The following is a 23,431-nucleotide window of genomic DNA, read 5'->3' as shown; positions in this document are numbered from 1 at the left end:
AAACCGCATAAAGATTGAACAAAGCGCGCCCTGACGGGTGCGCTTTTTTCGTTTGACGGCGGGTGTTTGGCGGGCTTTTGTATTTGGCATCTTGACGGCAGATCGGCTATTGGGTCTGACTGGCCTGCATATGTTTCACAAAGGACAAACCATGACACAGCGTATCTTTTCGGGTGGCGAATTCGAGGCCAAGATCGGCTATTGCCGCGCGGTCGTTGCAGGCGGGTTTGTGCATGTTGCAGGCACCGTGGGGCAGGGCGACACGGTCACCGACCAATGCCGCGCCGCTTTGGCCACGATTACGGGCGCGTTGAAAGAAGCGGGCTGTTCCATGGCCGATGTCGTGCGCGTGAACTATTACCTGCCGGACCGTGCTGAATTTGAGCCCTGCTGGCCGATCCTTGCGGAAACCTTTGGTGCCACACCGCCCGCAGCCACGATGATCGAATGCGGCCTGATCGACGACAAATACCGCATCGAAATCGAAGTCACCGCCTGCATCCCCACAGCCTAAACAAGGCGGGGGATAGGGCGCTCGTTCTGTCTCCCGTTGATGTCGCGGGCATCAGTCTTGCGCCATTGACCATAGAGGATTGTAAGGTGCTCATAGGTGTTCGGGTTCACCTTTTGCATGCCGGCAATCAGATGTCTGGAATCATCCACAAGATTGCACATGATTGATCTGAGGGTTTTCTTCAGCATGTCTTCGTCCAGATCGCCTTCGGTAATGCCGACGGCGAGGAATTCGTAATAGTTCAGCAGGGTCGTCAGGGCGAGGGCGCTGTCGCGTTTGATCTTTTGCGCATGGATGACTTCTGGTGTTGCATCCGCTGGCGCGGTCGCCTTGCGGGCTTGGTCCCAATCCTCAAAGGATACGTCGGTATATTCAGGAAAATGCGCGCGCCGTTTTTCAATTGTGCCCTGAAATTCTGAGCTTAGCCGCGTTTCAAGCAAAACCGTAATCGTGTGCTGCTTGCGTTGCGCGTGGCGTGCAGCGCGGGTGCTGAACCAAAAGGTCAGGATCGCGGCAATCACAGAAATGGCGGCAACGATCGTGCCCGTTGCTGTTAAAAAAGCGGAATATTGGGGGGCGGGCGTTTCTGGAAACTGCGCATAAACGCTGGATACGCTGGCCGATGCCAATGGCATCAGGATCAACAGGAAGATGCAGATCGTGCAGAAAGCAAAGAGCGCGCAAATTGTATAAAGAAAACCGCGCGCAATCATATTCTATAGATGTCCGACCTTAGCCGTTGCCGAATCCGTCACGGGGAAGGCCGTTGCCGAAACCATCGCTTGTCATTGCTCTACCCCTCAATCACTACACTCGTTCAATATCGTGAAAAAGACCCACGCGCCAGTTCTTCTCGCAGACACGCATGCTTCTATGCCCGTGAGTGTTAATATAGGGTAACGACACGGAAAAAGCAAAGATTTGATATATCCCGCCCACCAAACCGGCTTTTGAACGGAAACGCGCGCAAAATACCGGATCGGCAGACAAAAACGCAGCAGGCGTGCCGAGCGGCTACTAGACGTTGCCCCACCAATCGGGCATAGACAAAACAAAGCTTCAGGAGACCTAAATGGGCATTCTATCTTCTTTCTTGCGCTGCGTTACTTGGTGGAACGGCCAGACGCTGAACACGCAGCTCTTTACGTGGCGCAAGGGCATCAAGGTGGGTGACGATGCCCAAGGCAATATTTACTACCGTAACGCCGATGACAGCAAACGCTGGGTGATCTTCAACGGAGAGATCGAGGCGTCGCGCGTGAACCCCGATTGGCACGGCTGGCTGCACCACACATGGGATCAAACCCCTGTCGACCGCCCGCTGGTGCACAAGGCATGGGAAAAGTCGCATCAGGAAAACCTGACCGGCACGCCACTGGCCTATGCGCCAGCAGGGTCGATCCGTCAGGCAAAACCGGCAGATCGGGGCGATTACGAGGCCTGGAGCCCGGAATAATCCATGCGCAAGATTCTGATTATGTTGGCGCTGCTGGCCGCCCCGGTTCAGGCGCAGCAGGTGACCAGCGCCAATGGTGCCGTCCTGCGGGCCCTGGACAAGATATCGGGCACCACGAAAGACTACGAGATGGTGCGCGGCCAGATCATCCGTGTCGGCAACCTCGAAGTTCAGATGAATGATTGCCGCTTTCCGTCTGGCAACCCTGCGGGCGATGCCTTTGCAGAGCTTGAGATTAGGGAAGAAGCAAGCGAGAACCGGCTGTTTTCAGGCTGGATGATCGCGTCTGCCCCGGCATTGTCGGCGCTTGAACACCCGCGTTACGACATTTGGGTCATCCGCTGCACGACCTCCTGAGGGGTCGCAGGGGCGGGGCCGCTAAAATCTGCTTCAAGCTGCTGTGCGGCGTCGAGTTGGCGGTGATAGGCATCGCGGGTGATCTCTATCGCGCCAAGTGATGCAAGATGCGGCGTCAGGAACTGCGTATCAAACAGCGTGAACCCACCCCGTTTCAGCCGGTCGATCAGGCAGGCCAAGGCGATTTTTGACGCGTTATCGCGGCGCGAAAACATGCTTTCCCCGAAAAACGCGGCCCCCAGCGTGACCCCGTACACCCCGCCGACCAGTTCATCACCGTCCCACACCTCAAGGGAATGGGCCGCCCCGCGGTCATGGAGCGCTTGGTACAGGGTGAAAATCTCGGCGTTGATCCATGTGTCTTCGCGGTCGGCACAACCGCGCACCACATCGGCAAAGGCGGTATCAATGGTGACGGTGAATTTGGTGCGGCGCATGGCGCGCGCCAGACTGCGCGAGATGTGAAACCCGTCGATGGGAAACACCCCGCGCAGCCGCGGATCGACCCAGAAAATTTCCGGGTCGTCGCGGTGTTCTGCCATGGGGAAAATCCCCACGGAATAGCCTTTTAACAGCAGGTCCGGCGTCAGGTCAGGCATTGCCCAGGTTGGTTTCAAGCCAATGTTCCAGCCAGTGGATGTTGTAATCCCCTGTCAGCACATCTTTTTCTTCCAACAGCGCGTGAAACAACGGGATCGTCGTATCGACGCCATCCACGATCAATTCACCCAAGGCACGTTTCAGGCGCGCCAGCGCTTCGGGGCGGTCACGGCCATGCACGATCAGCTTGCCAATCAAACTGTCGTAATAGGGCGGGATCGAATAGCCGTCATACAGCGCACTGTCCATCCGCACACCAAGGCCACCGGGGGCATGGTACTGCGTGATCTTACCGGGGCAGGGCGAGAAGTTCGGCAGTTTTTCGGCGTTGATACGCACTTCGATCGCGTGGCCGTTGATCTTGAGGTCTTCTTGCTTGAACGACATGTCCATGCCGGAAGCCACACGGATTTGTTCGCGCACCAGATCGACGCCAAAGATGGCTTCGGTGACAGGGTGTTCCACCTGCAAACGGGTGTTCATTTCGATGAAATAGAACTCGCCGTTCTCGTAGAGGAATTCGATGGTACCCGCACCGATATAGTTGATGTTGGCCATCGCGTCGGCACAGACCTTGCCGATACGGTCGCGCTCGGCTTGGCTGATCGACGGGCCGGGGGCTTCCTCGAATACCTTTTGGTGACGCCTTTGCAGCGAACAATCGCGTTCACCCAGATGCACAGCGCGGCCTTTGCCATCGCCGAACACCTGAATTTCGATGTGGCGCGGCGTGGTCAGATATTTCTCGATGTAGACTTCGTCATTGCCAAAGTTCGATTTGCCTTCGGCGCGGGCGGTCATAAAGGCGCGTTCCATGTCGGCCGCAGTCTGCGCGACTTTCATGCCCTTGCCACCACCACCAGCCGTGGCCTTGATGATAACAGGATAGCCGATTTCTGCGCCGATGCGCTTGGCGTCATCCAGTGTCGGGACACCACCGTCAGATCCGGGCACGCAAGGCACGCCGAGTTCTTTCATGGTATCCTTGGCGGTGATCTTGTCGCCCATGATACGGATATGCGCGGCTGTTGGGCCGATAAAGGTCAGGCCGTGGTCTTCGAGAATCTGCACAAAACCGGCGTTTTCAGACAGAAAGCCATAGCCGGGGTGGATCGCTTCGGCACCGGTGATTTCGCAGGCAGCCACGATCGACGGGATCGACAGATAGGATTGCTGGGACGACGGCGGGCCGATGCAGACAGATTCGTCGGCCATGCGCACATGCATCGCGTCGCTATCCGCAGTCGAATGGACGGCGACCGAACCGATGCCCATTTCGCGCGCGGCGCGGATCACGCGCAACGCGATCTCGCCCCGGTTGGCGATAAGGATTTTCTTGAACATGGGTTTTCGCCTTATTCCAGGATCACCAAAGGTGCGCCAAATTCCACGGCTGCACCATCATCGACCAAGATACGCTTGACCGTGCCCGCACGCGGGGCGGGGATGTGGTTCATTGTTTTCATGGCTTCCACGATCAACAACGTGTCCCCTTCGGCGACGGTCGTCCCGACGCTGATAAAGGAAGGGGCACCGGGTTCTGCTTGCATATAGATCGTACCAACCATCGGCGACACAACCGCACCCGGATCGGAGGCCGGGTCCATGTTTTCGGGGGACGCAGGCGCAGGTGACGCCATTGCAGCCGGTGCCGGAGACGCCATCAGTGCAGGGGCCGCATGCATCTGCTGCGGGGCCACGATCTGCTGAGGCGGCTTGCGGCTGACCCGCACATTCAGGCTGTCGTCTTCTGCATAATCACGTTTGACTTGAAGCTCGGTCAGGTCGTTTTCGTTCAACAACTCTGCAAGCGCACGGATAAATGCCACATCTGCGTCATGGGTGTTTTTAGTCATTTTGTTCCTCAGCCAGTATATAACGCGGGGCGCGAATGCCTGTGCCCCAAAGTTGACGTCTTATAGGACATGGGCGCGGTTATGGAAAGCTACCAGTTGCCTAAGGGGCAGGGCCTTGCCAAACTGCGCAAAACGAGGGGGCATCGGGTATGAACTTGGCACATTGGCTGGCACGCAGCGCGCAGACGGGCGGGGATCGCCCTGCGCTGTTTCACGGGGAAACCTGTGTTGCAAGCTATGCGGAATTTGACGCGCGTGCGCGGGCGGTGGCGGGTTGGTTGCGCGGGCAGGGCGTGACCCCCGGCGACCGCGTGGCGATCTTTATGAAGAACACGCCGGACTATCTGATCGTGTTCTACGGGATCTGGTATGCTGGGGCCGCCGTTGTGCCGATCAACGCCAAGCTGCACAGCCGCGAGGCGGACTTCATCCTTGCCGATTCCGGCGCGCGCGTGGTCTTTGCCAGTGCCGGACTGGCCGAGGGTTTGGGGGAGGGTTCGGGTCTAAGCAGCGATGTGATTGTCACCCCTTCGGCGCGTTATGATGAAATTCTGACATCCGCGCCGGTTGACGCGGTGGCGAGCCGTGGTGCGGATGATCTGGCATGGCTGTTTTACACCTCGGGTACGACGGGCAAACCCAAGGGCGTGATCATCACCCACGGCATGGCCCTGTCGATGGCGCTTTGCTACGGCGTGGATGTGGATCAGGTTTCGGGCGATGATACAGCGCTTTATGCCGCCCCGATGAGCCACGGCGCGGGGCTGTACAATCTGATGCATGTGCAGGCCGGCGCGCGCCATGTCTGCCCCGCTTCGGGCGGATTTGAGGTGTCGGAGATTCTGGATTTGGCAGCACACTTTGGGCGGGTTCACATGTTTGCAGCCCCCACGATGGTGAAACGGCTGACCGACGGGGCGCGGGCATTGGGGCGTGACGGCACGGGGCTGCGCACGATCGTCTATGCGGGCGGGCCGATGTACAACGCCGATATCATTGATGCGGTTGATTATTTCGGGCCGGTCTTCGTGCAGATTTACGGGCAGGGCGAATGCCCCATGGGCATCACGGCACTGCCGCGCGCGGCTGTTTCGGATCGCACGCACCCCGGATGGCGGGCAAGGCTGGGGTCGGTCGGGCGCGCGCAATCGGCGGTGGAGGTGCGGATCGGCGATGCGGATGGCAGGCCCGTCGCCGATGGCACCGCGGGCGAAATCATGGTGCGCGGGCAGACGGTGATGCCGGGCTATTGGAATAATCCGGCCGCCACAGATGCAACGCTGCAAGACGGCTGGCTGATGACGGGGGACGTGGGGATGATGGACGGCGAAGGCTATGTCACCCTGCAAGACCGCAGCAAGGATGTGATCATCACCGGCGGCTCGAACGTCTACCCCCGCGAGGTCGAGGAAATCCTGCTGGAACATGGCGGGGTGATTGAAGCATCGGTTGTGGGGCGTGCCCATGCTGATTGGGGCGAGGAAGTGGTGGCCTTCATTGTGGGAACGGCACCTGAGGGCGAGCTTGACGCGTTGTGCCTTGACCGCATTGCGCGGTTCAAACGGCCCAAAACCTATGTCCGGGTCGATAGCCTGCCGAAAAACAACTATGGCAAGGTGCTAAAGACGGAACTGCGGTTGCTGTTGAAACCCTAAAGGGGCAACGGGGGCGGAAAATTTCGAATTTTCCGGACCGGAATTTTGAAAAATTCCGCCGCCCCCCGCTGCCGGTCGCTTTAGATGGCGAGGTATTCGGCCCGCAATTCGGCATTGTTCAACACTTCTTCGGCGGAGCCGTCAAAGACCACGCTGCCGGTGTCCATGATCACCGCACGGTCCGCCAGTTTCAGCGCGCGCACGGCGTTTTGTTCCACCAGAATGGTCGTGATCCCTTGGGATTTGATCAAGCTCAGTGTCTTTTCGATCTCGTCGACAATCACCGGGGCCAGACCCTCGTAAGGTTCATCCAGCAGCAGCACCTTGATGTCACGCGCCAATGCGCGGGCGATGGCGAGCATCTGCTGTTCACCCCCCGACAATGTCACGCCTTCTTGTTTGCGGCGTTCCTTCAGGCGGGGGAAAAGTTCATAGATGCGTTCCAGCGACCAGCCGATGGGTGGGGCGATCTGCGCAAGTTGCAGGTTTTCCTCGACCGTCAGGCCGGCGATGATCCTGCGGTCTTCGGGGACCAGTGCCATGCCGTTGGCCGCGGCCTCGTGGCTGGCCATCTTGTGCAGCGGTTTGTGATCCAGCCACACTTCGCCCTTGCGCAATTCCGGGTCGCCGATCTGCGCGATGGTGCGCAACGTCGATGTCTTGCCCGCGCCGTTGCGCCCCAGAAGGGCGAGAATTTCGCCTTCGTGAACGTTAAAGCTGACACCTTGCACGATATAGCTTTCGCCATAATAGGCATGGATATCCCACACCGACAGATAGGCGGGGGCGGTCGCCGCGTGGTTGGCGCTATTGGAAAAATCGGGGGTCGTGTTCATAATTCTATCCTTACGAGGGGTGCGGGTCCGAGCCCCGCCCAACGTCATGCAGCGTCTTGAGATTCGCCCAGATATGCTTCGCGGACCTTGGGGTGGCCCTTGATGTTATCGGGGGTGTCTTCGACAAGGGGCGTGCCTTGGGCCAGCACGGTGATCCGTTCGGCCAGCGAGAACACCACATGCATGTCATGTTCGATGATGGCGATGGTGATGTCGCGCTCCTCTTTGATCTGTTTGAGCAGATCAATGGTGTTGTTGGTATCGGCGCGCGCCATGCCGGCTGTCGGTTCATCCAGCAGCAACAGGCGGGGGTCTTGCGCCAGACACATCGCGATCTCGAGCCGGCGTTTGTCACCACGCGACATGGAAGCCGCGTGCATGTGACGTTTATCCGCCAGTTTCATCTCGACCAGCATTTCCTCGGCTTTGTCGATCACATCGCGTTGGCTGCCGACAGAGCCGTAGCCGTTCAACGCAAAAGCCCCGTCACGTTTGGCAAAACACGGGATCAACATGTTTTCCTGCACGCTGAGATCGCCAAAGATTTCGGGCGTCTGGAAAACGCGGGAAATGCCCATCTGGTTGATCTCGTAGGGTTTGCGCCCCAGCACCGACCGCCCGTCGAACATAACCGATCCGGTATCGGGGATCAGTTTGCCGACAAGGCAGTTGAGCAGGGTGGATTTGCCCGCGCCGTTCGGTCCGATGATCGCATGGACCGTGTTTTCGGCAACATTCAGGTTCACATTGCCTAGCGCTTGCAGACCACCAAAGCGCTTGTTGACGTTTTTGACTTCAAGAATATTCATCGCGTCCGCTCCTTATTCTGCAGGGGTTTTTGTGCCGTCAGGCGTGTTGGTATCCGCTTTCTTGCGGCGGAACAGGCGACCGATGCGTTGACCGCCCTCGACCAGACCACCGGGCAGGAAGATCACAACCAGCATGAACAACAGACCCAGTGTCAGGTGCCAGCCTTTGCCCACGAAGGGGTGGATGATCGTGATGATAAAGTCCTCGATCCCGTCAGGCATGAAGGAAAACCAGCCATGCAGAACGTTGTCGTTGATCTTGGAGAAGATGTTTTCAAAGTACTTGATAAAGCCCGCGCCCAATACTGGCCCCAAAAGGGTACCGGCACCGCCAAGGATCGTCATCAGAACCACTTCGCCCGAGGCCGTCCACTGCATCCGTTCGGCCCCGGCTAGCGGGTCCATCGCGGCCAGCAAACCACCGGCAAGACCGGCATACATGCCCGAGATGACAAAGGCCGCCAATGTGTAGGGCTTGGTGTTCAGGCCGGTGTAGTTCATGCGCTGCTGGTTCGATTTCACGGCACGCAGCATCAACCCGAAAGGCGAGCGGAAGATGCGGATCGAGATATAGAAGGCAACGAGCATGAGCAGGGCACACAGGTAGTAGCCAACGGAGAAGGTGAAGGACCAGCTGCCAACATCAATGGTGGCCGCGGAGTTCATCTGCGCCCCGAAGAGGTTGGGGTAGCTTGGTGCATTGGCCCCGTCCAGAATGCGCGGATCACTGAGCGAGATTTGCAGGCCGGTTTCACCATTGGTGATCGGTGTCAGCACCGAATAGGCCAGGTTGAACGACATTTGCGCAAAGGCCAGCGTCAGGATCGAGAAGTAGATCCCCGAACGGCGCAGCGACACATAGCCGATCACGACCGAGAACAGGCCCGCCACGATCACTGACAACAGGATCGCTGGGATCACGTTCATCGACAAAAGCTTCATCATCCAGACGGCGGAGTAGCTTCCCACACCCAGAAAGGCGGCGTGGCCGAAGCTGAGATAGCCGGTCAGGCCAAACAGGATGTTATAGCCGATGGCGAAAATCCCGAAGATCACAAAGCGTTGCATCAGGTCGGGATAGCCCGCGTTGAATTGCGCCATGCCGGAATCAGCCGGAAAGGGGTTGAGCAGGATCGGTGCGGCCATGGCAAGAAGAGCCACCAGCAACAATACCCCAAGGTCTTTTTTGTTCAGTCCAAGCATGGCTTATTCCTCCATCACGCCTTTGCGGCCCATCAGGCCCCGTGGGCGTGTCAGCAAGATGATAATCGCGACAACATAAATGATGATCTGGTCGATACCCGGCAGGATATTCTTGACTTCGTTCATCGAGGCAAAGGATTCTAGGATACCCAGAAGGAAGCCCGCCAGCACCGCACCGGGCAAAGAGCCCATGCCGCCGACAACAACCACAACAAAGCTGAGAACCAGAAAATCCATGCCCATATGATAGTTGGGCGAGTTAATCGGCGCGTACATGACACCTGCCAATCCCGCGACTGCGGCGGCGATGCCAAACATGATGGTAAAGCGCTTGTCGATGTTGATCCCCAAAAGGCCGACGGTTTCGCGGTCTGCCATACCGGCGCGCACAACCATCCCGAAGGTGGTGAACTGCAAGAAGGCAAAGACGCCACCGATGATCACGGCCGAGAAGGCGAAATAGATCAGGCGCCAGTAGGGGTAGATGATCGCGTTGGGATCAAAGCCCAGCAGCACGCCGAAATCGAACGACCCGCGGAACGCCTCGGGGGCGGCGGTGGGGATCGGGTTTGCACCGTAGAAATACTTGATCACTTCCTGAAGCACGATCGCCAGACCAAAGGTCACAAGGATCTGATCGGCGTGAGGGCGCTTGTAGAAGTGTTTGATCAGACCGCGCTCCATGATGAAGCCGATGGCGATCATCACAGGGATGGCAAACAGGATGGACAGCGGAACGGACCAGTCGAGCATCCATGCACCGGCGCTCTCGCCGAACCATTCTTTGATATAAAGGACATCGTCGTACTTGGGCTTGCCCAAGAAATCAGTGCCTGACGGCTCGGAGGCCAGATGGCTCAAGCTGAAGATTTTGCTAAGTGTAACAGCACAGAATGCGCCGATCATAAAGATCGCGCCGTGTGCAAAGTTGACCACACCCAGCGTGCCGAAGATCAGGGTCAGACCAAGCGCGATGAGCGCATAGGCTGAGCCTTTGTCCAACCCGTTTAGAAGTTGCAAAAGAATGGCGTCCATCGCGGGGCCCTCGAATTTTTAATGAGTGAAAGGCGGATCAGACCGCCTGCAAGAAAAGGCGGAGGTATCCCTCCGCCTTAGACTTGTACTTACGCGCCTGGGTTACAGTTGCCCAATTCGCCACCCGCAAACATCGGGTGATCGACATCATAGGTAACCTGCTCGGCTGGTGTTGCTTCAACGATTTCCACCAGATCGTATTCGTTTTCTGGGTTCTCTTTACCCTTCACAACGACAACGTCCTTAAAGCACTGGTGATCGCCGGCACGGTACAGCGTCGGGCCGTTGCCCAGACCGTCGAATTCAAAGCCTTCAAGAGCTTCGACAACGGCACATGGGTTGAACGAACCAGCGCGGGCAACCGCATCAGCATAAAGCAGCGTCTGTGCATAGCAGGTCTGAGCAGCCTGGCTTGGCGGGAAGCCGTACTTGGTACCGAACGACTGAACAAAGGCGTTTGTACCTGTGTAGCGTGCGCCCAGCTGGTCTTCGAGCTTCCAATCCCAGTTCTGCGAACCAACGATACCGGCAATGTTCTTGCCTGCACCACGAGCCATCAGCTCGGAGTAGAGTGGAACAACGATTTCGAAGTTCTTGCCGTTAACCTGCTTGTCGCGCAGACCGAACTGAACAGCGTTGGTCAACGAGTTAACCATGTTCCCGCCGTAGTGGTTCAGAACCAGAACATCGGCACCGGAGTTCAGAACAGGTGCGATATAGGAGGAGAAGTCAGTCGCGGCGAGCGGTGTGCGCACGTCGTTGATGGTTTCCCAACCCATTGCCTCGGTTGCGGCCTGGATCGATTCCTGCTGTGTCCAGCCCCATGTGTAGTCGGCTGTCAGGCTGTAGACCTTGCGGTCGTCGCCATAGAGGTTCTTGAGAACCGGTGCCAGAGCGGCAGCAGACATGTAGGCGTTAAAGAAGTGACGGAAACCGTTGGCCTTCTTGTCTTTGCCTGTTGTGTCGTTGGAGTGGGTCAGACCCGCCATGAAGATCACGCCGGCTTCTTGGCACAGGCCCTGAACAGCAACAGCCACACCGGAGGACGAGCCACCGGAGATCATGATTGCGCCGTCTTTCTGGATCATCGACTGCGCCGAAGCACGTGCCGCGTCGGATTTTGTCTGTGTGTCACCGGTAACGAACTGGACTTTCTTGCCCATGATACCGTTGCCTTCAAGCGCCTTGGAGCTGAAGGTTTGCAGCATGCCGCCGTCGCCGCCACCGTTCAGGTGCTCGACCGCGAGCTCGAATGCGCGCAGTTCGTCTGCGCCCTCATCCGCGTAGGGGCCCGATTGTGGAACGTTAAAGCCCAGCGTGACCGTGTCGCCCTGTGGCGCGTTGGTAAAGCCGGAATGCGACGCAGCGCTAAGATACGTCGGCAGTGCAAGGCCAGCGCCGGCAACGGCACCGGTCTTCATAAGACCACGACGTGTCAAATTCGAAAATGACATGTATTTCCTCCCAATTGTTGAAACCGCGTCATGGTTATTTTCCATGTACACGATGCACAGAGGTGCAAAGACGATATGAGGGGAAAACTGAAAACCAATCAATAAGCCCCTTGATAAAAACACTTATTCTGTAAATATATTCGCAAACAAGGCGAGGAAGTTGTAAACTTTATGATGTTGCATTGCAGAAAGCCGTTGAAATTGCGCGCTAATTCGGGATCTAAGACTATTGTTGCGTGAGGCGCTGACCGGCAGCCGTATTCGCGAGCGGCGGATCATGGCAGGGCAGAAGCAAGCCGACCTTGCCAATGTCATCGGAATCTCGGCCAGCTATCTGAATCTGATCGAACACAACCGCCGCAGAATCGGCGGCAAGCTGTTGCTGAACATCGCCGCAGCACTTGGGGTCGAGCCGACGGCCCTCACAGAAGGGGCCGAAGCCGCGCTGATTGGCACCCTGCGCGAGGCGGCGGTTGATGCAGGGCTCAGCGGCCCCGAGGTCGGGCGCGCGGATGAATTCGCCGGGCGTTTTCCCGGCTGGGCGGATGTGCTGGCCAACACCCAACGGCGCATTGCAACGCTTGAGCGGACCATCGAAACCCTGACCGACCGTCTGGCCCATGACCCCCATCTTGCGGCCTCCATGCATGAATTGCTGACCACGGCGGCGGCGATCCGGTCCACGGCGTCGATCCTGGCAGATACCAAGACGCTTGAACCCGAATGGCGCGACCGTTTTCACATCAACATTGACCAGGACAGCCGCCGTCTGGCCGACAGTGCGCAGGCTTTGGTCGGTTATCTTGAGGCGGACCCCGAAACCACACCCGCCGCCAGTTCCCCCCAAGAAGAGGTCGAGGCCTTTCTGGCGGCGCACCGGTTCCAGTTTGCCGTGTTGGAACAAGCCGGCCATGACGAGACTGCGATCGAGGCGCTGGCCCAGGCCGCGCCCGAATTGAAAAGCGTCGCGGCCCGCCATATCGCGCGCACGGTCTTGCAACAGGTCGCTGTGGATGCGGATGCCTTGCCGATTGCGCGGCTCGCAGAGGTGATGGAGAGCCTTGGCCGTGACCCGATGGCCTTGGCGCAGCAGCTGCATCAACCGGTCGGCCGCGTGCTGCGGCGGATGGCCGCAATGCCCGATCTGGGGGCCGGTTTGCTGGTCTGCGACCGGTCCGGAACGGTGATTTTCCGCAAATCCATCGAAGGTTTCGTGGTGCCGCGTTTTGGCGCGGGCTGCCCGCTGTGGCCGCTGTTTGCGGTGTTGGGAAACCCCGGCGTCGTGGTCAAGGAACGGCTGGCGCAATTGGGCCGCAGTCACGCTGAATTCGACTGTATTGCCGCCTGCGAAGTCCAATCCGCGCACAGCTATAATGCGCAGCCCTTGGTGCAGTCGGTGATGTTGATTTTGCCCGCGCAGGGGCTGGCGGCGGGGCCCAGGCTGGATGTGGGGGCGACCTGCCGGGTCTGTCCGCGCGACCACTGTCCGGCACGGCGCGAACCATCGATCCTGAACGACGGCGTCTAGTATCCCGTGTATCGGCGGTGTTAGCGCCAACAGTGTTTTGACAGTCCCGGCAATAAGGTGCATCCTTCAAACCGGTGTCAAAGATCGCTTTTCAAAGCGGCAGGCACCTTCAGGGGAGGGATATGTCGATGGCAAAGCACGTGGTGCTCGTCGAGGATGAAACAAACATTGCAGAGGCGATCCGCTTTTTGCTGGGCCGCGAGGGCTGGCGGGTCGAAACATTGGCCAATGGTGCGACGGCAGTCGATGTGATCCGCAAGGCCCGCCCCGATCTGGTGATGCTTGATGTGATGTTACCCGGAAAAAGCGGGTTCGAGATTTTAAAGGAATTGCGCGCCGATCCGGGATTTGCCGATCTGCCGATCCTGATGCTGACCGCGCGCGGGCAGGCCCGTGACCGCGAGATGGCCGAAGGTGCCGGTGTCAGCCGCTTTATGACGAAACCGTTTTCGAATGCAGAAATGCTTGAGGCGGTCCAGTCGCTTACCACGGCGACGCCGACCCCGTCATGACCACCAACCGGCCCGGATCGCCCCTGTTTCTGGCACGGCGCAGCTACCGGTTTCGCCGCTTGATGGATGCCGTGCGGCTGCTGCCGGTTCTGGCGCTGGCCTTTTGGCTGGTGCCGCTTTTGTGGCCGGTCCCTGATCAGGCGTCCGATCCGGCGGTGACCACGTCTCATGCGCTGCGCTATATCTTTGGGGTCTGGTTGGGCATGATTGTGCTGGGCGTGTTTCTGTGGCGGCGGACCGCGCGCCAGATTGCCCGGGAAAACCAAAGCTGATGGTGTCCCTGAACCAACTGATTGCGGTTTGCCTGCTGTATGTTGTCGGGTTGTTTGCAGTTGCCTTTGCGGCTGAACGGGCGGCGGTCAAAGGGCGGGGCGACTGGCTGTTGCGCTCGCCTTTGGTCTATACCTTGTCGCTGTCGATTTATTGCACCGGCTGGACGTTCTACGGCGCGGTTGGCTATGCCGCGCGGTCGGGGCTGGAATATGTGACGATCTATCTGGGCCCCAGTCTTGTGATGATCGGCTGGTGGTGGCTGCTGCGCCGCCTTGTGCGCATCGGGCGGTCCCACCGCGTGACATCGGTCGCGGATCTGATTTCATCGCGCTATGGCAAGTCGAACCTGTTGGCTATTCTGGTGACGGTGATGGCCGTGATCGGCGTGACCCCTTATATTGCCTTGCAATTGCAGTCGGTTACCTTGTCCCTGTCGATATTTGCCGCCCCGCCAAACCTGACCGGAGGGGCCGGCGACCCGATCAACACCGCGCAGGCCGCGTTTTGGGTGGCGGTGGGGCTGGGGCTGTTTACCGTCCTGTTCGGCACCCGCAACCTGAACGTCAACGAACGCCACCACGGCGTTGTGATCGCCATCGCGGTCGAAGCCATCGTAAAGCTGCTGGCGCTGATTGCCGTCGGTATCTTTGTGGTCTGGGGCCTTGCCGGCGGCGTGACCGAGGCGATGGCACAGATCGACCGGTCTGACATCGGAACATGGCAGGTGGATGGCGGGCGGTGGGCGACGCTGACCTTGCTGGCCGCCGCCGCGCTGATCTGTTTGCCACGGATGTTTCAGGTTCTGGTCGTTGAAAACGACGACGAACGCCATCTGCAAATCGCCAGCTGGGCCTTTCCGCTGTATCTGATGATGATGAGCCTGTTCGTCGTGCCGATCGCGGTGGTCGGGCTTGACCTGCTGCCCGAAGGGTCGAACCCCGATTTGTTCGTGCTGAGCCTGCCGTTAAGCCAGGGGCAGAACAATCTGGCGATGCTGGCGTTTCTGGGCGGGTTCTCATCAGCGACGTCGATGGTGATTGTGGCGACCCTCGCGCTGTCCACAATGGTCAGCAACCACATCGTGATGCCGATCTGGCTGGCCTTCGGGCAGGGCACCGTGCAGCAGTCGGGGGACGTGCGCCATGTGGTGATCCTGTCGCGGCGGCTGTCGATCCTGTTTATCATCGCACTTGGCTATTTCTATTACCGTGCCTCGGGGGGCAGTGGCGCGCTGGCGGCCATCGGGACGATTTCCTTTGGCGGGGTGGCGCAGTTTCTGCCGGTTTTGCTGGGCGGTGTGTTCTGGCGCGGGGCAACCCGTACGGGGGCGGTTTTCGGCCTGTGCATCGGCTTTTCCGTGTGGGTGTTCACCATGCTCTTGCCCAGCTTTGGCCCCGACGGAGCGCTGTCTGCACAGACCTTTGAGCAGGGGTTGTGGGGGCTGGCATGGCTGCGCCCCGAGGCGATGTTCGGCGTCAGCGGGCTGGACCCGACCGTGCATGCCGTGGTCTGGAGCCTGTCGCTCAACACGCTGGCTTTCATTTTTGGATCACTGGTCAGTTTCCCCTCTCCGGTGGAGCGGTTGCAGGGCGCGCAATTCGTCAACATCTTTGACCATTCAAGCCCGACACGCGGCTGGACCGCCTCCGAGGCCGGAACCGAAGACCTGATGATCATGGCGCAGCGCATTCTGGGGCCGGTCGAGGCGCAGGCGTTTTTTCGCGCTCAGGCGCAGTTGCAGGAAAAAGCCGAAGGATTGCCGGAACCCACGCCGCGCTTTGTTCAGGCGCTGGAGCGCGAGCTTGCGGCATCGGTGGGGGCCGCAACGGCCCATGCGATGGTGGCGCAACTGGTGGGGGGCACATCGGTATCGGTACGCGACCTGCTGGCGGTGGCCGACGAATCCGCACAGATGCTGGAATATTCCAGCCAACTCGAGATCAAGTCGCGTGAATTGTCGGATACGGCGGAAAAACTGCGCAGCGCCAATGACAAGTTGACCCAGTTGTCGCATCAAAAAGACAGTTTTCTCAGCCAGATCAGCCATGAATTGCGCACGCCCATGACGTCAATCCGGTCGTTCTCGGAAATCTTGCGCGATGCCGAAGCATTAAGCCCCGAGGAAAAGACCCGCTATGCGTCGATCATCCATTCCGAGACGATCCGCCTGACGCGGCTGTTGGACGATCTGCTGGGGTTGTCGGTTCTGGAAAACGGGGCCGTCACGTTGAACCGGCAAAAGGGCGCATTGCGCGGGGTGCTTGACCTTGCCGTGACCACGGCACAGGCGGCAAATACCCGCACGATCAAGATCATTCGAAACCCCGCCGACGAAGACGTGATGCTCGAGACCGATCTGGACCGGCTTGCGCAGGTGTTCATCAATCTGATCACCAATGCGCAGAAATATTGTGTCTCTGACACGCCGGAACTGGGGATCAACGTCATGCTGCAAGGCGATCAGGTTGCGATTGATTTTATTGACAACGGCAGCGGCATTGAAGTGGCATCGCGTGCGTTGATCTTTGAGAAATTTGCCCGCGTTCCGGGACAGGGCGGCGAAGGGGCGGGTTTGGGCCTTGCGATCTGCCGTGAAATTATCACGCGTTTGCAGGGGAATATCACCTATTTGCCCGATGCGCAGGGCACCGGATTTCGCGTGACTTTGCCTGCGATGCCGCGCAACGGTGCCAGTGATAATATTGATGCCGCCGCATCTGCATAAAGGTCATCTTTACCATTAACCGTCTAGACCTGACCTAATGGGGTTTTGAGTCCGGCGGAGTATCCAGTGACGGAGCAGCAACAATCAGTGATGCGGCGCAAGGCGCATGCGGGGCGGGCTTTGCACCAGTCGCGCACTGTTTCCGTGCTCAAGGCGCTGCGGCTGACCCTGTCCAAAGTCGGCAATGATCTGTTTTCGCTGCCCGTGGCCACATTGGGGGCGACGCAGGAGATTATTGAAAACGATGCCTGTGTCGACGTGTTTCAGGACGATCATTTGCTGATCCTGCTGGATGGTCCGGCCGGGGCACGCGGGGCGGTGATGGTTGCCCCGGCGCTGGTCGGGGGGCTGATCCAGCAGCAAACAATGGGAGAAGTGCATCCGGTCAAGGGGGACGGACCCGCGCGCGCCATGACGGCCACGGATGCATCGCTGATCGAGCCCTTGATCAACAGCCTGTTGGAACGCGCGGCCCCTTTGCCCGAAACCGAAAAAGAACAGCGGATGCTGACGGGGTTCCGGTTCGGAGCCAAGGCGCAGGATGTGCGCTTGCTGATGCTGGCGCTGGATGCCCATGAATTTCATATCCTGCGTTTTACGCTGGATTTGTGCAAAGGGGCGCGGCAGGGCGAAATGCTGTTCTGTCTGCCGGTACCTGCGCCACCGCCCAAGGTCGAACAGACTGACCCGGACGGTGAAGACGGTGCCGTGTCGGGCACAAGAAAAACCCTGTGCGAGAATGTCTTGGGCCTGAAGGCTGATTTGATCGTGTCACTGACGCAGATCAAGATGTCGATCCGGGCGGCAGGGGCATTGCAGGTCGGGCAGGTGCTTGATTTGGGCCATGTCAGTTTTGAGACGGCACAGGTGCGCACACGGCAGGGGCGGATATTGGGAGAAGGCGTGCTGGGCCAGAAGGATGGCCAGCGCGCATTGCGTTTGAAGCACCGTGCGAAAAAACAGGATGCGCCAAGACGAAGGGAGACTGACGGCAATGCATTGCGCGACGAAGGCGCACTAGATGCACAATTCGAAGATTTCTATAGCGTGCAAGACCTGCCTGCATTGCCTGAGCATCCGCAGATGCCCGATGCCGGTTTGCCAGACTTCGGATTGCCGACATCAGGTTTCCCGACGTCAGGAATGCCAGACAAAGGGATGCCAATGTCAGGCATGCCGGATCTGCCAACGTCAGGGTTGCCTGATATGCCAATGTCAGGAATGCCGGATCTGCCATCGTCAGGAATGCCGGATCTGCCATCGTCAGGGTTGCCTGATCCTGAAATGGGCTTTGCCAACGCCCCGATGCCCGACATGTCGGACCTGCCGGGTTTCGAGGATGAGGAGGGGGAGGGAAATGACGCAAACCCGATCAGCCAGTTTCAGACCGGCTGATCGAAAAATTATGCGTGCTAGTCGCCTAGGCGTATGACGCGCTTAGGACGCCGCGCATGTGGGACAGATCATAGCCCCCCGCACGCGCGGCTTCGATCAGCTCGTCGGCAGGAACTTCGCCAGCCTGACCAAGCGCCCAAGCAATGGTAGAGCGTGTCCCTGACGCGCAATAGGCCAGCACGGTTTCGTCCAGTGCCGTGCTGATCGCGCGGTTATTGGCGATGACATCAGGTGTCATCGTCTGATGGGTCAGCGGCTGATACGCAAATTTGATCCCCGCAGCCTCGGCGGCGGCTTTGATGGCCTCGTGCTGATGGCTTGGGGGCACTTCCGCATCCGGGCGGTTGCACAGGATCAAGGTGATACCTGCCTCGGCGATCGCGGCCATGTCGGACGGATCAATCTGAGGCGAAGCAAAGAAGCGGGGGGTGATTTTGCGCATATCCATAGCTTGATTTAACCAGCTCAGCCTTTGCTGTCCAGCAGTGGTGACACTTTGGGGGCAATCAACATGCCCGCCAGCATCGCGACCAGAAAGACCAACCCTGCAACGCCGCCAAAGCTCAGCGATGCGACAGCCGGACCCGGGCAAAGCCCGACCAGACCCCAGCCCATGCCGAACAGAATGGCACCGATGATCAGCTTGCGGTCAAACTTTGCCGGCGCGGGCGCAGGGAATTCGCCGCCAATCACGGGTTTGCGGTTGCGTGTCAAAACCCAGGCAACGGCCATTGGCAAGATCGCGCCGCCCATAACAAAGGCCAAAGTCGGATCCCAATTACCGAAGAAATCAAGGTACCCCTGAACTTTGACCGTGTTGGTCATATCGGCAAGGTACAGGCCAATGCCGAACAGGGCACCGGACAAAATGGCAAACATATTCCGCATCTTACAGTGCTCCTGTCATGGCGCGCAGGGCAGCAACCATCACCGCGCCCGCAAAGATATAGATCAAGGTCGACACGATCCCGCGTGGGGACAGCCGCGAAATACCGCAGACCCCGTGGCCGGAGGTACAGCCGCCGCCGATCCGTGTACCGACACCGACCAAAAGGCCGCCAATCACGATCAAGGCATAGTTATCGGTCACGTTGGTTTCCCCAGGAACTCCCGTAAACAGGATCAGTACCGCAGGGGCGATAAGCAGCGCCGCGACGAAACATACCCGCTCGATCCAGTTGCTGCGGCCCGACCCGTCAACCAGACCACCGATAATGCCGCTGGCCCCCATGATGCGCCCGTTGCCCAGCAAATAGACGGCACCGCCGCAGCCGATGATGAGGCCGCCAATCAGGCCCCAGATCCAATCCATCTCAATCATATTTTATTCCGATCACACGTTAAGAAAGGGCGCAAAGCGGCCCGCGTCGCCATAATACATAAAGTTTTTTGAATGTGTGGCAAGAAGCAAATCACAAAGACTGCGATTAGCCCAGCATGATCCCGATCACGACCATCATCAGCCCGATCACCGACAGAAACAGCGCGCCAAGGTTTAGCGGCAGCGCTTTTTGCAAGACCAGCCGCATGTCATCCTCGGGCAGATTGGCGCGTTTTGCGCGCATCACGGTGACGATACACCAAACAAGGCCAAAGAATCCCACCAGCGAGATCAGCGCGCCGGCCCAGATCAAGATGTCGAACAGAGAAGTTGATGCATTTTCCATGAGGCGCGGGCTACCTCAATTGGCAAGGTATCGCAAGTGTGGCTTGCGGGAGGGCAGGTGCGGCGTTAGTCAGGGCGCTGACCCTTTCCAGACACAGGACCCCGCAATGAGCGACAGTGCCACCAACCCCGAATCCGCCGACGTCGTTGGCGATGCGACCTACCGCGTCACTGCAAACGAGCTTCGCCAGTTCGTTGAACGGATCGAACGCCTTGATTCCGAAAAGAAAGATCTGGCAGAGCAGCAAAAAGAGGTCATGGCCGAGGCGAAGTCCCGCGGCTATGACACCAAAGTGCTGCGCAAGGTGATTGCCCTGCGCAAACGCGACAAGGACGATATCGCCGAAGAAGAAGCGGTGTTGGAGATGTATAAAGAAGCCTTGGGCATGTGATGTGCCAACGGGGGGGTGGAAAACGACCCGCCCTGACACGCCAGAGCCAAATCCGCTTGCGCCCAAGCGCAGGCCCAAATAGAAGAGCGGAAATTTTTCCGCCCGCGCCAATAATCGCGCGGCCTTACCCTATGGAGCAAACATGCAGGTCAACGAGACGCTGAACGAAGGTCTGAAACGCGGCTATGCCATCACTGTGACAGCAGCTGAACTGGAGGCCAAGGTCAACGAGAAGCTGGCCGAAGCACAGCCCGAAGTCGAAATGAAGGGCTTTCGCAAAGGTAAAGTACCTATGGCGCTGCTGAAAAAGCAGTTCGGCCAGAAGGTTATGGGCGAAGCCATGCAGGAAGCCATTGATGGCGCCATGCAAGAGCACTTTGAAAAATCCGGCGATCGCCCTGCGATGCAGCCTGATGTAAAGATGGCCAACGAAGACTGGAAAGAAGGCGACGATGTCGAGGTCACAATGACCTACGAAGCACTGCCCGAGATCCCCGAAGTTGATCTGACCTCCATCACGCTTGATAAAATGGTTGTCAAAGCTGACGATGCGGCCGTTGACGAAGCGCTGGCAAACCTTGCCGAAACCGCACAGGATTTCAAATCGCGCAAAGCTGGCGTGAAATCCAAAGACGGCGACCAGATCGTGTTCGACTTCCTTGGTAAGGTTGACGGCGTTGCGTTCGACGGTGGTGCCGCCGAGGATTATCCTTTGGTTCTGGGCTCCAACTCCTTTATCCCCGGTTTCGAAGAGCAGCTGGTCGGTGTTGTTGCGGATGAGGAAAAGAACGTTACCGTTTCTTTCCCAGACGATTACCAAGCGCCTCACCTTGCTGGCAAAGAAGCCGTGTTTGAGTGCAAAATCAAAGACGTCAAGAAGCCTGTTGCCGCCAAGATCGACGACGAGCTGGCCACCAAATTCGGTGCCGAAGACCTTGCTGGCCTGAAAGGTCAGATCGCCGAGCGTCTGGAAGCCGAATACATGGGCGCATCGCGCGCTGTCATGAAACGTGGTTTGCTGGACGCGCTGGACAAGCTGGTCAGCTTTGACTTGCCACCGTCCTTGCTGGATGCCGAAGCGGGCCAGATTGCGCATCAGCTGTGGCACGAAGAGAACCCTGATGTTCAGGGCCACGACCACCCGGAAATCGAAACCACAGAAGAGCACAAGACTTTGGCCACACGTCGCGTTCGTCTTGGCCTGCTGTTGGCAGAGCTGGGTCAGAAGGCCGAAGTTCAGGTAACAGACGCCGAAATGACCCAAGCGATCATGAACCAGGCGCGCCAGTACCCGGGCCAAGAGCGTCAGTTCTTTGAATTCGTTCAGCAAAACCAGCAAATGCAGCAGCAGCTGCGTGCGCCATTGTTTGAAGACAAAGTCGTTGACTATGTGTTCGAGCAGGCAACTTTGAACGAAAAAGAAGTGTCCAAAGAAGATCTGCAAAAAGCCGTTGAAGCACTGGAAGACGAATAAGTCTTACCGCTTTGATACGCTGAATTAGAAAAGGGCCATCCGGTTGGGTGGCCCTTTTGCTATTTGGCGGGGGCGGAATTTTTCAAAAATTCCGGGCCGGAAAATTTGAAATTTTCCGGTCAGCCTTTGCGCAGGCCGGTCTCTACCAGCATGTTTCGCCGTTTTGCTTCGTAATAGTAGCCGCGGGCGTACCATTTGATTGCGGTCGCGTGATCGCCGTCTGCCAGCAGCCATGCACCGCGCAGATATTTGACACCGTATTTCAGGTTTAGGTCTGGGTTCAGCAAGTCGTCAGCGCTGCCCTGAAAACCCATCCCTCGGGCTGTGGCAGGCAGGATCTGCAACAGCCCGAAATAGGGCCCGTTGCGCGCCTCAGGGCGGTGTGTGCTTTCGCGGATGGCCAGCTTGTGGACCAGCGGGCGGGGCACGTCGTAGAAGTCGGCCCATTTGTTGATCAGGCTGCGCAGTTCAGGCGTCTCGTTCGGATAGAGCTGCATTTGCGGGGCCGGGGCGGGGGGCGCTGGTGGCGTAGTGGCACAAGCAGCAACGCCTGTGCTGCATATGAGCATCAGGCACAAAAGACGGCGAGAGATGTTTGGCATTTGAAAACTCTGGTTTTTGCTTTGGAGACCCTACATCGGTTGACGTGCGCTGCAACCTTGGCGGTTTGCATGGGCAAATGGTCGCCGAAACTGCCCCTGAATGAGCGTAGAAGCGCAGATGGGTGAGCCAAGAGGGCAGGCCCTACGAGGGGCGGCCAAAAGAAAACGCCGCCCCCGAGTGATCGGGAGCGGCGTCAATTTTTCTTGGACGGGGAGAGACTTAAGCTTTCGCTTCGTCGTCTTCCTGCGCTTCAACAGCTTCGGCCAGATCTTCGTCATCATTCGCGGCAGAGCCGATATCGTCGAACAATTCAGAGATTTCGAACTCTGCTGCGGCTTCTTCTTCCGCGGCCAGTTCCTGGATCGATTTGCCTGCGGCCTGAAGTTCGGCCTCTTCAACGGAACGTGCGACGTTCAGCTGAATGGTGGCTTCGACTTCGGGGTGCAGATTGACTGTTACATCGTGCAGGCCCAGATCTTTGATCGGGTTGCGCAGAACGACCTGCTTGCGGTCGACTGTGAAACCTTCGGCTGTTGCAACGTCGGCTGCGTCACGTGTTGTAACCGAACCGTACAAAGCACCCGAATCGGAAGCGGAACGGATCACAACGAACTGCTGACCGTTCAGCTTGTCCGCCATGGATTCGGCTTCTTTTTTGGTCTCGAGGTTTTGCGCCTCAAGCTGTGCTTTCTGGCCTTCAAAGGCTTCGATGTTGGCTTTGGAAGCCGACAGCGCTTTGCCTTGTGGCAGCAGATAGTTGCGTGCGTAGCCTGGCTTTACGTCCACGACTTCGCCCATTTGACCAAGCTTGGCCACACGTTCCAGAAGGATAACTTGCATGTGCTTTCTCCTTACTTAACGGCGTAGGGCAGCAAGGCGAGGAAGCGGGCGCGTTTGATGGCACGGGCCAATTCACGCTGCTTTTTCGCAGAGACTGCTGTGATGCGGGATGGTACGATTTTGCCGCGCTCAGAGATGTAGCGCTGCAGAAGACGTGTGTCTTTGTAATCGATTGCCGGTGCGTTGTCGCCCGAGAAGGGGCAGACTTTACGACGGCGGAAAAATGGTTTTGCGGCCATGGTTTATGT

Annotated in this window: 27 protein-coding genes; 11 read left to right on the top strand and 16 right to left on the bottom strand. The window is 58.3% G+C overall.

All coding sequences use genetic code 11. The features are described from left to right. Positions 1-151: 151 nt before the first annotated feature. Positions 152-514 (top strand): RidA family protein, encoded by a 363-nt coding sequence (locus HGT1_RS12085; protein WP_176250183.1) that lies wholly within the window; start codon positions 152-154, stop codon positions 512-514. Here the strand turns inward: HGT1_RS12085 and HGT1_RS12080 are convergent. After that, on the bottom strand, positions 511-1,149 hold the full coding sequence (locus HGT1_RS12080; RefSeq protein ID WP_255200184.1) for a DUF4760 domain-containing protein: 639 nt from the start codon (positions 1,147-1,149) through the stop codon (positions 511-513). The two genes, HGT1_RS12085 and HGT1_RS12080, sit on opposite strands and share 4 nt — an antisense overlap. Before the next feature lie 437 nt (positions 1,150-1,586). On the opposite strand from HGT1_RS12080, the gene HGT1_RS12075 reads away from it, so the two are divergent. Both HGT1_RS12075 and HGT1_RS12070 read left to right on the top strand, forming a co-directional pair. Continuing rightward, positions 1,587-1,970 (top strand): NADH:ubiquinone oxidoreductase subunit NDUFA12, encoded by a 384-nt coding sequence (locus HGT1_RS12075; RefSeq protein WP_176250181.1) that lies wholly within the window; start codon positions 1,587-1,589, stop codon positions 1,968-1,970. Positions 1,971-1,973: 3 nt separating this feature from the next. Further along, the gene (locus HGT1_RS12070) at positions 1,974-2,327 is read left to right on the top strand and encodes a DUF2155 domain-containing protein (protein WP_176250180.1); all 354 of its coding nucleotides are present in this window, start codon (positions 1,974-1,976) and stop codon (positions 2,325-2,327) included. Here HGT1_RS12070 and aat read toward each other — a convergent pair. From aat to accB, 3 genes are read right to left on the bottom strand one after another with little or no spacing between them, the layout of a single operon-like run. Next, entirely contained in the window at positions 2,291-2,926 is a 636-nt protein-coding gene (gene aat, locus HGT1_RS12065; protein ID WP_176250236.1) for a leucyl/phenylalanyl-tRNA--protein transferase, read from the bottom strand. The two genes, HGT1_RS12070 and aat, sit on opposite strands and share 37 nt — an antisense overlap. Next, complete coding sequence (gene accC / locus HGT1_RS12060) at positions 2,919-4,271, bottom strand: acetyl-CoA carboxylase biotin carboxylase subunit (protein ID WP_176250179.1); 1,353 nt, start codon at positions 4,269-4,271, stop codon at positions 2,919-2,921. Before accC ends, aat begins: the two co-directional genes overlap by 8 nt. Before the next feature lie 11 nt (positions 4,272-4,282). Then, positions 4,283-4,783 carry an acetyl-CoA carboxylase biotin carboxyl carrier protein gene (accB, locus tag HGT1_RS12055; protein WP_176250178.1) on the bottom strand — a complete coding sequence of 167 codons (501 nt, stop codon included), beginning with the start codon at positions 4,781-4,783 and terminating at the stop codon, positions 4,283-4,285. A 149-nt stretch (positions 4,784-4,932) separates the two neighbouring features. Here accB and HGT1_RS12050 point away from each other — a divergent pair, with 149 nt between their 5' ends. After that, entirely contained in the window at positions 4,933-6,438 is a 1,506-nt protein-coding gene (locus tag HGT1_RS12050) for an AMP-binding protein (protein WP_176250177.1), read from the top strand. An 80-nt stretch (positions 6,439-6,518) separates the two neighbouring features. Here the strand turns inward: HGT1_RS12050 and HGT1_RS12045 are convergent, their stop codons facing one another. The 5 genes from HGT1_RS12045 to HGT1_RS12025 all read right to left on the bottom strand — a co-directional run bounded on the left by HGT1_RS12045 (position 6,519) and on the right by HGT1_RS12025 (position 11,775). Next, complete coding sequence (locus HGT1_RS12045) at positions 6,519-7,274, bottom strand: ABC transporter ATP-binding protein (protein WP_176250176.1); 756 nt, start codon at positions 7,272-7,274, stop codon at positions 6,519-6,521. A gap of 44 nt (positions 7,275-7,318) precedes the next feature. Then, positions 7,319-8,083, bottom strand: coding sequence for an ABC transporter ATP-binding protein (locus HGT1_RS12040; protein ID WP_176250175.1), 765 nt, complete (start codon positions 8,081-8,083; stop codon positions 7,319-7,321). Positions 8,084-8,095: 12 nt separating this feature from the next. Next, positions 8,096-9,286 (bottom strand): branched-chain amino acid ABC transporter permease, encoded by a 1,191-nt coding sequence (locus HGT1_RS12035; protein WP_176250174.1) that lies wholly within the window; start codon positions 9,284-9,286, stop codon positions 8,096-8,098. Between the two features lie 3 nt (positions 9,287-9,289). Continuing rightward, positions 9,290-10,321 (bottom strand): branched-chain amino acid ABC transporter permease, encoded by a 1,032-nt coding sequence (locus HGT1_RS12030; protein WP_176250173.1) that lies wholly within the window; start codon positions 10,319-10,321, stop codon positions 9,290-9,292. 89 nt (positions 10,322-10,410) lie between these two features. Continuing rightward, positions 10,411-11,775, bottom strand: coding sequence for a substrate-binding protein (locus tag HGT1_RS12025; protein ID WP_176250172.1), 1,365 nt, complete (start codon positions 11,773-11,775; stop codon positions 10,411-10,413). Between the two features lie 229 nt (positions 11,776-12,004). Between HGT1_RS12025 and HGT1_RS12020 the strand changes: the two genes are divergently transcribed. The 5 genes from HGT1_RS12020 to HGT1_RS12000 all read left to right on the top strand — a co-directional run bounded on the left by HGT1_RS12020 (position 12,005) and on the right by HGT1_RS12000 (position 18,208). Beyond that, positions 12,005-13,303, top strand: a complete 1,299-nt coding sequence (locus HGT1_RS12020) for a helix-turn-helix transcriptional regulator (RefSeq protein ID WP_176250171.1) — start codon at positions 12,005-12,007, stop codon at positions 13,301-13,303. A gap of 128 nt (positions 13,304-13,431) precedes the next feature. Continuing rightward, complete coding sequence (locus tag HGT1_RS12015) at positions 13,432-13,815, top strand: response regulator transcription factor (RefSeq protein ID WP_176250170.1); 384 nt, start codon at positions 13,432-13,434, stop codon at positions 13,813-13,815. Beyond that, on the top strand, positions 13,812-14,087 hold the full coding sequence (locus HGT1_RS12010; RefSeq protein WP_176250169.1) for a hypothetical protein: 276 nt from the start codon (positions 13,812-13,814) through the stop codon (positions 14,085-14,087). The genes HGT1_RS12015 and HGT1_RS12010 overlap by 4 nt, the downstream gene beginning before the upstream one ends. Further along, positions 14,087-16,813, top strand: a complete 2,727-nt coding sequence (locus tag HGT1_RS12005; protein ID WP_176250168.1) for an ATP-binding protein — start codon at positions 14,087-14,089, stop codon at positions 16,811-16,813. Before HGT1_RS12010 ends, HGT1_RS12005 begins: the two co-directional genes overlap by 1 nt. Before the next feature lie 66 nt (positions 16,814-16,879). Next, the gene (locus HGT1_RS12000) at positions 16,880-18,208 is read left to right on the top strand and encodes a FliM/FliN family flagellar motor switch protein (RefSeq protein ID WP_176250167.1); all 1,329 of its coding nucleotides are present in this window, start codon (positions 16,880-16,882) and stop codon (positions 18,206-18,208) included. A gap of 25 nt (positions 18,209-18,233) precedes the next feature. On the opposite strand, the gene HGT1_RS11995 is transcribed toward HGT1_RS12000, so the two are convergent. The 4 genes from HGT1_RS11995 to HGT1_RS11980 all read right to left on the bottom strand — a co-directional run bounded on the left by HGT1_RS11995 (position 18,234) and on the right by HGT1_RS11980 (position 19,875). Continuing rightward, the gene (locus HGT1_RS11995; RefSeq protein ID WP_176250166.1) at positions 18,234-18,656 is read right to left on the bottom strand and encodes a TIGR01244 family sulfur transferase; all 423 of its coding nucleotides are present in this window, start codon (positions 18,654-18,656) and stop codon (positions 18,234-18,236) included. A 17-nt stretch (positions 18,657-18,673) separates the two neighbouring features. Further along, positions 18,674-19,096: a DUF6691 family protein gene (locus HGT1_RS11990; protein ID WP_176250165.1), complete on the bottom strand. Its 423-nt coding sequence runs from the start codon at positions 19,094-19,096 to the stop codon at positions 18,674-18,676. 1 nt (position 19,097) lies between these two features. Beyond that, positions 19,098-19,529 (bottom strand): YeeE/YedE family protein, encoded by a 432-nt coding sequence (locus tag HGT1_RS11985; RefSeq protein ID WP_176250164.1) that lies wholly within the window; start codon positions 19,527-19,529, stop codon positions 19,098-19,100. Between the two features lie 106 nt (positions 19,530-19,635). Beyond that, complete coding sequence (locus HGT1_RS11980; protein ID WP_176250163.1) at positions 19,636-19,875, bottom strand: hypothetical protein; 240 nt, start codon at positions 19,873-19,875, stop codon at positions 19,636-19,638. 106 nt (positions 19,876-19,981) lie between these two features. Between HGT1_RS11980 and HGT1_RS11975 the strand changes: the two genes are divergently transcribed. Then, positions 19,982-20,266 (top strand): DUF2312 domain-containing protein, encoded by a 285-nt coding sequence (locus tag HGT1_RS11975; RefSeq protein WP_176250162.1) that lies wholly within the window; start codon positions 19,982-19,984, stop codon positions 20,264-20,266. Positions 20,267-20,408: 142 nt separating this feature from the next. Then, the gene (gene tig, locus HGT1_RS11970; RefSeq protein ID WP_176250161.1) at positions 20,409-21,740 is read left to right on the top strand and encodes a trigger factor; all 1,332 of its coding nucleotides are present in this window, start codon (positions 20,409-20,411) and stop codon (positions 21,738-21,740) included. Between the two features lie 119 nt (positions 21,741-21,859). Here the strand turns inward: tig and HGT1_RS11965 are convergent, their stop codons facing one another. The 3 genes from HGT1_RS11965 to rpsR form a co-directional block, all read right to left on the bottom strand. After that, positions 21,860-22,342 carry a transglycosylase SLT domain-containing protein gene (locus HGT1_RS11965; RefSeq protein ID WP_373027917.1) on the bottom strand — a complete coding sequence of 161 codons (483 nt, stop codon included), beginning with the start codon at positions 22,340-22,342 and terminating at the stop codon, positions 21,860-21,862. A gap of 220 nt (positions 22,343-22,562) precedes the next feature. Further along, positions 22,563-23,183, bottom strand: a complete 621-nt coding sequence (gene rplI, locus HGT1_RS11960) for a 50S ribosomal protein L9 (protein WP_176250160.1) — start codon at positions 23,181-23,183, stop codon at positions 22,563-22,565. Positions 23,184-23,194: 11 nt separating this feature from the next. Next, on the bottom strand, positions 23,195-23,422 hold the full coding sequence (gene rpsR / locus HGT1_RS11955) for a 30S ribosomal protein S18 (protein WP_005852865.1): 228 nt from the start codon (positions 23,420-23,422) through the stop codon (positions 23,195-23,197). Positions 23,423-23,431 lie beyond the last annotated feature (9 nt).

This window comes from Sulfitobacter sp. HGT1, assembly GCF_013282155.1.
Classification (GTDB): Bacteria; Pseudomonadota; Alphaproteobacteria; order Rhodobacterales; family Rhodobacteraceae; genus Sulfitobacter.
Note: the sequence above shows the minus strand (reverse complement) of the source record. Positions and strands in the feature narration are given on the sequence as shown.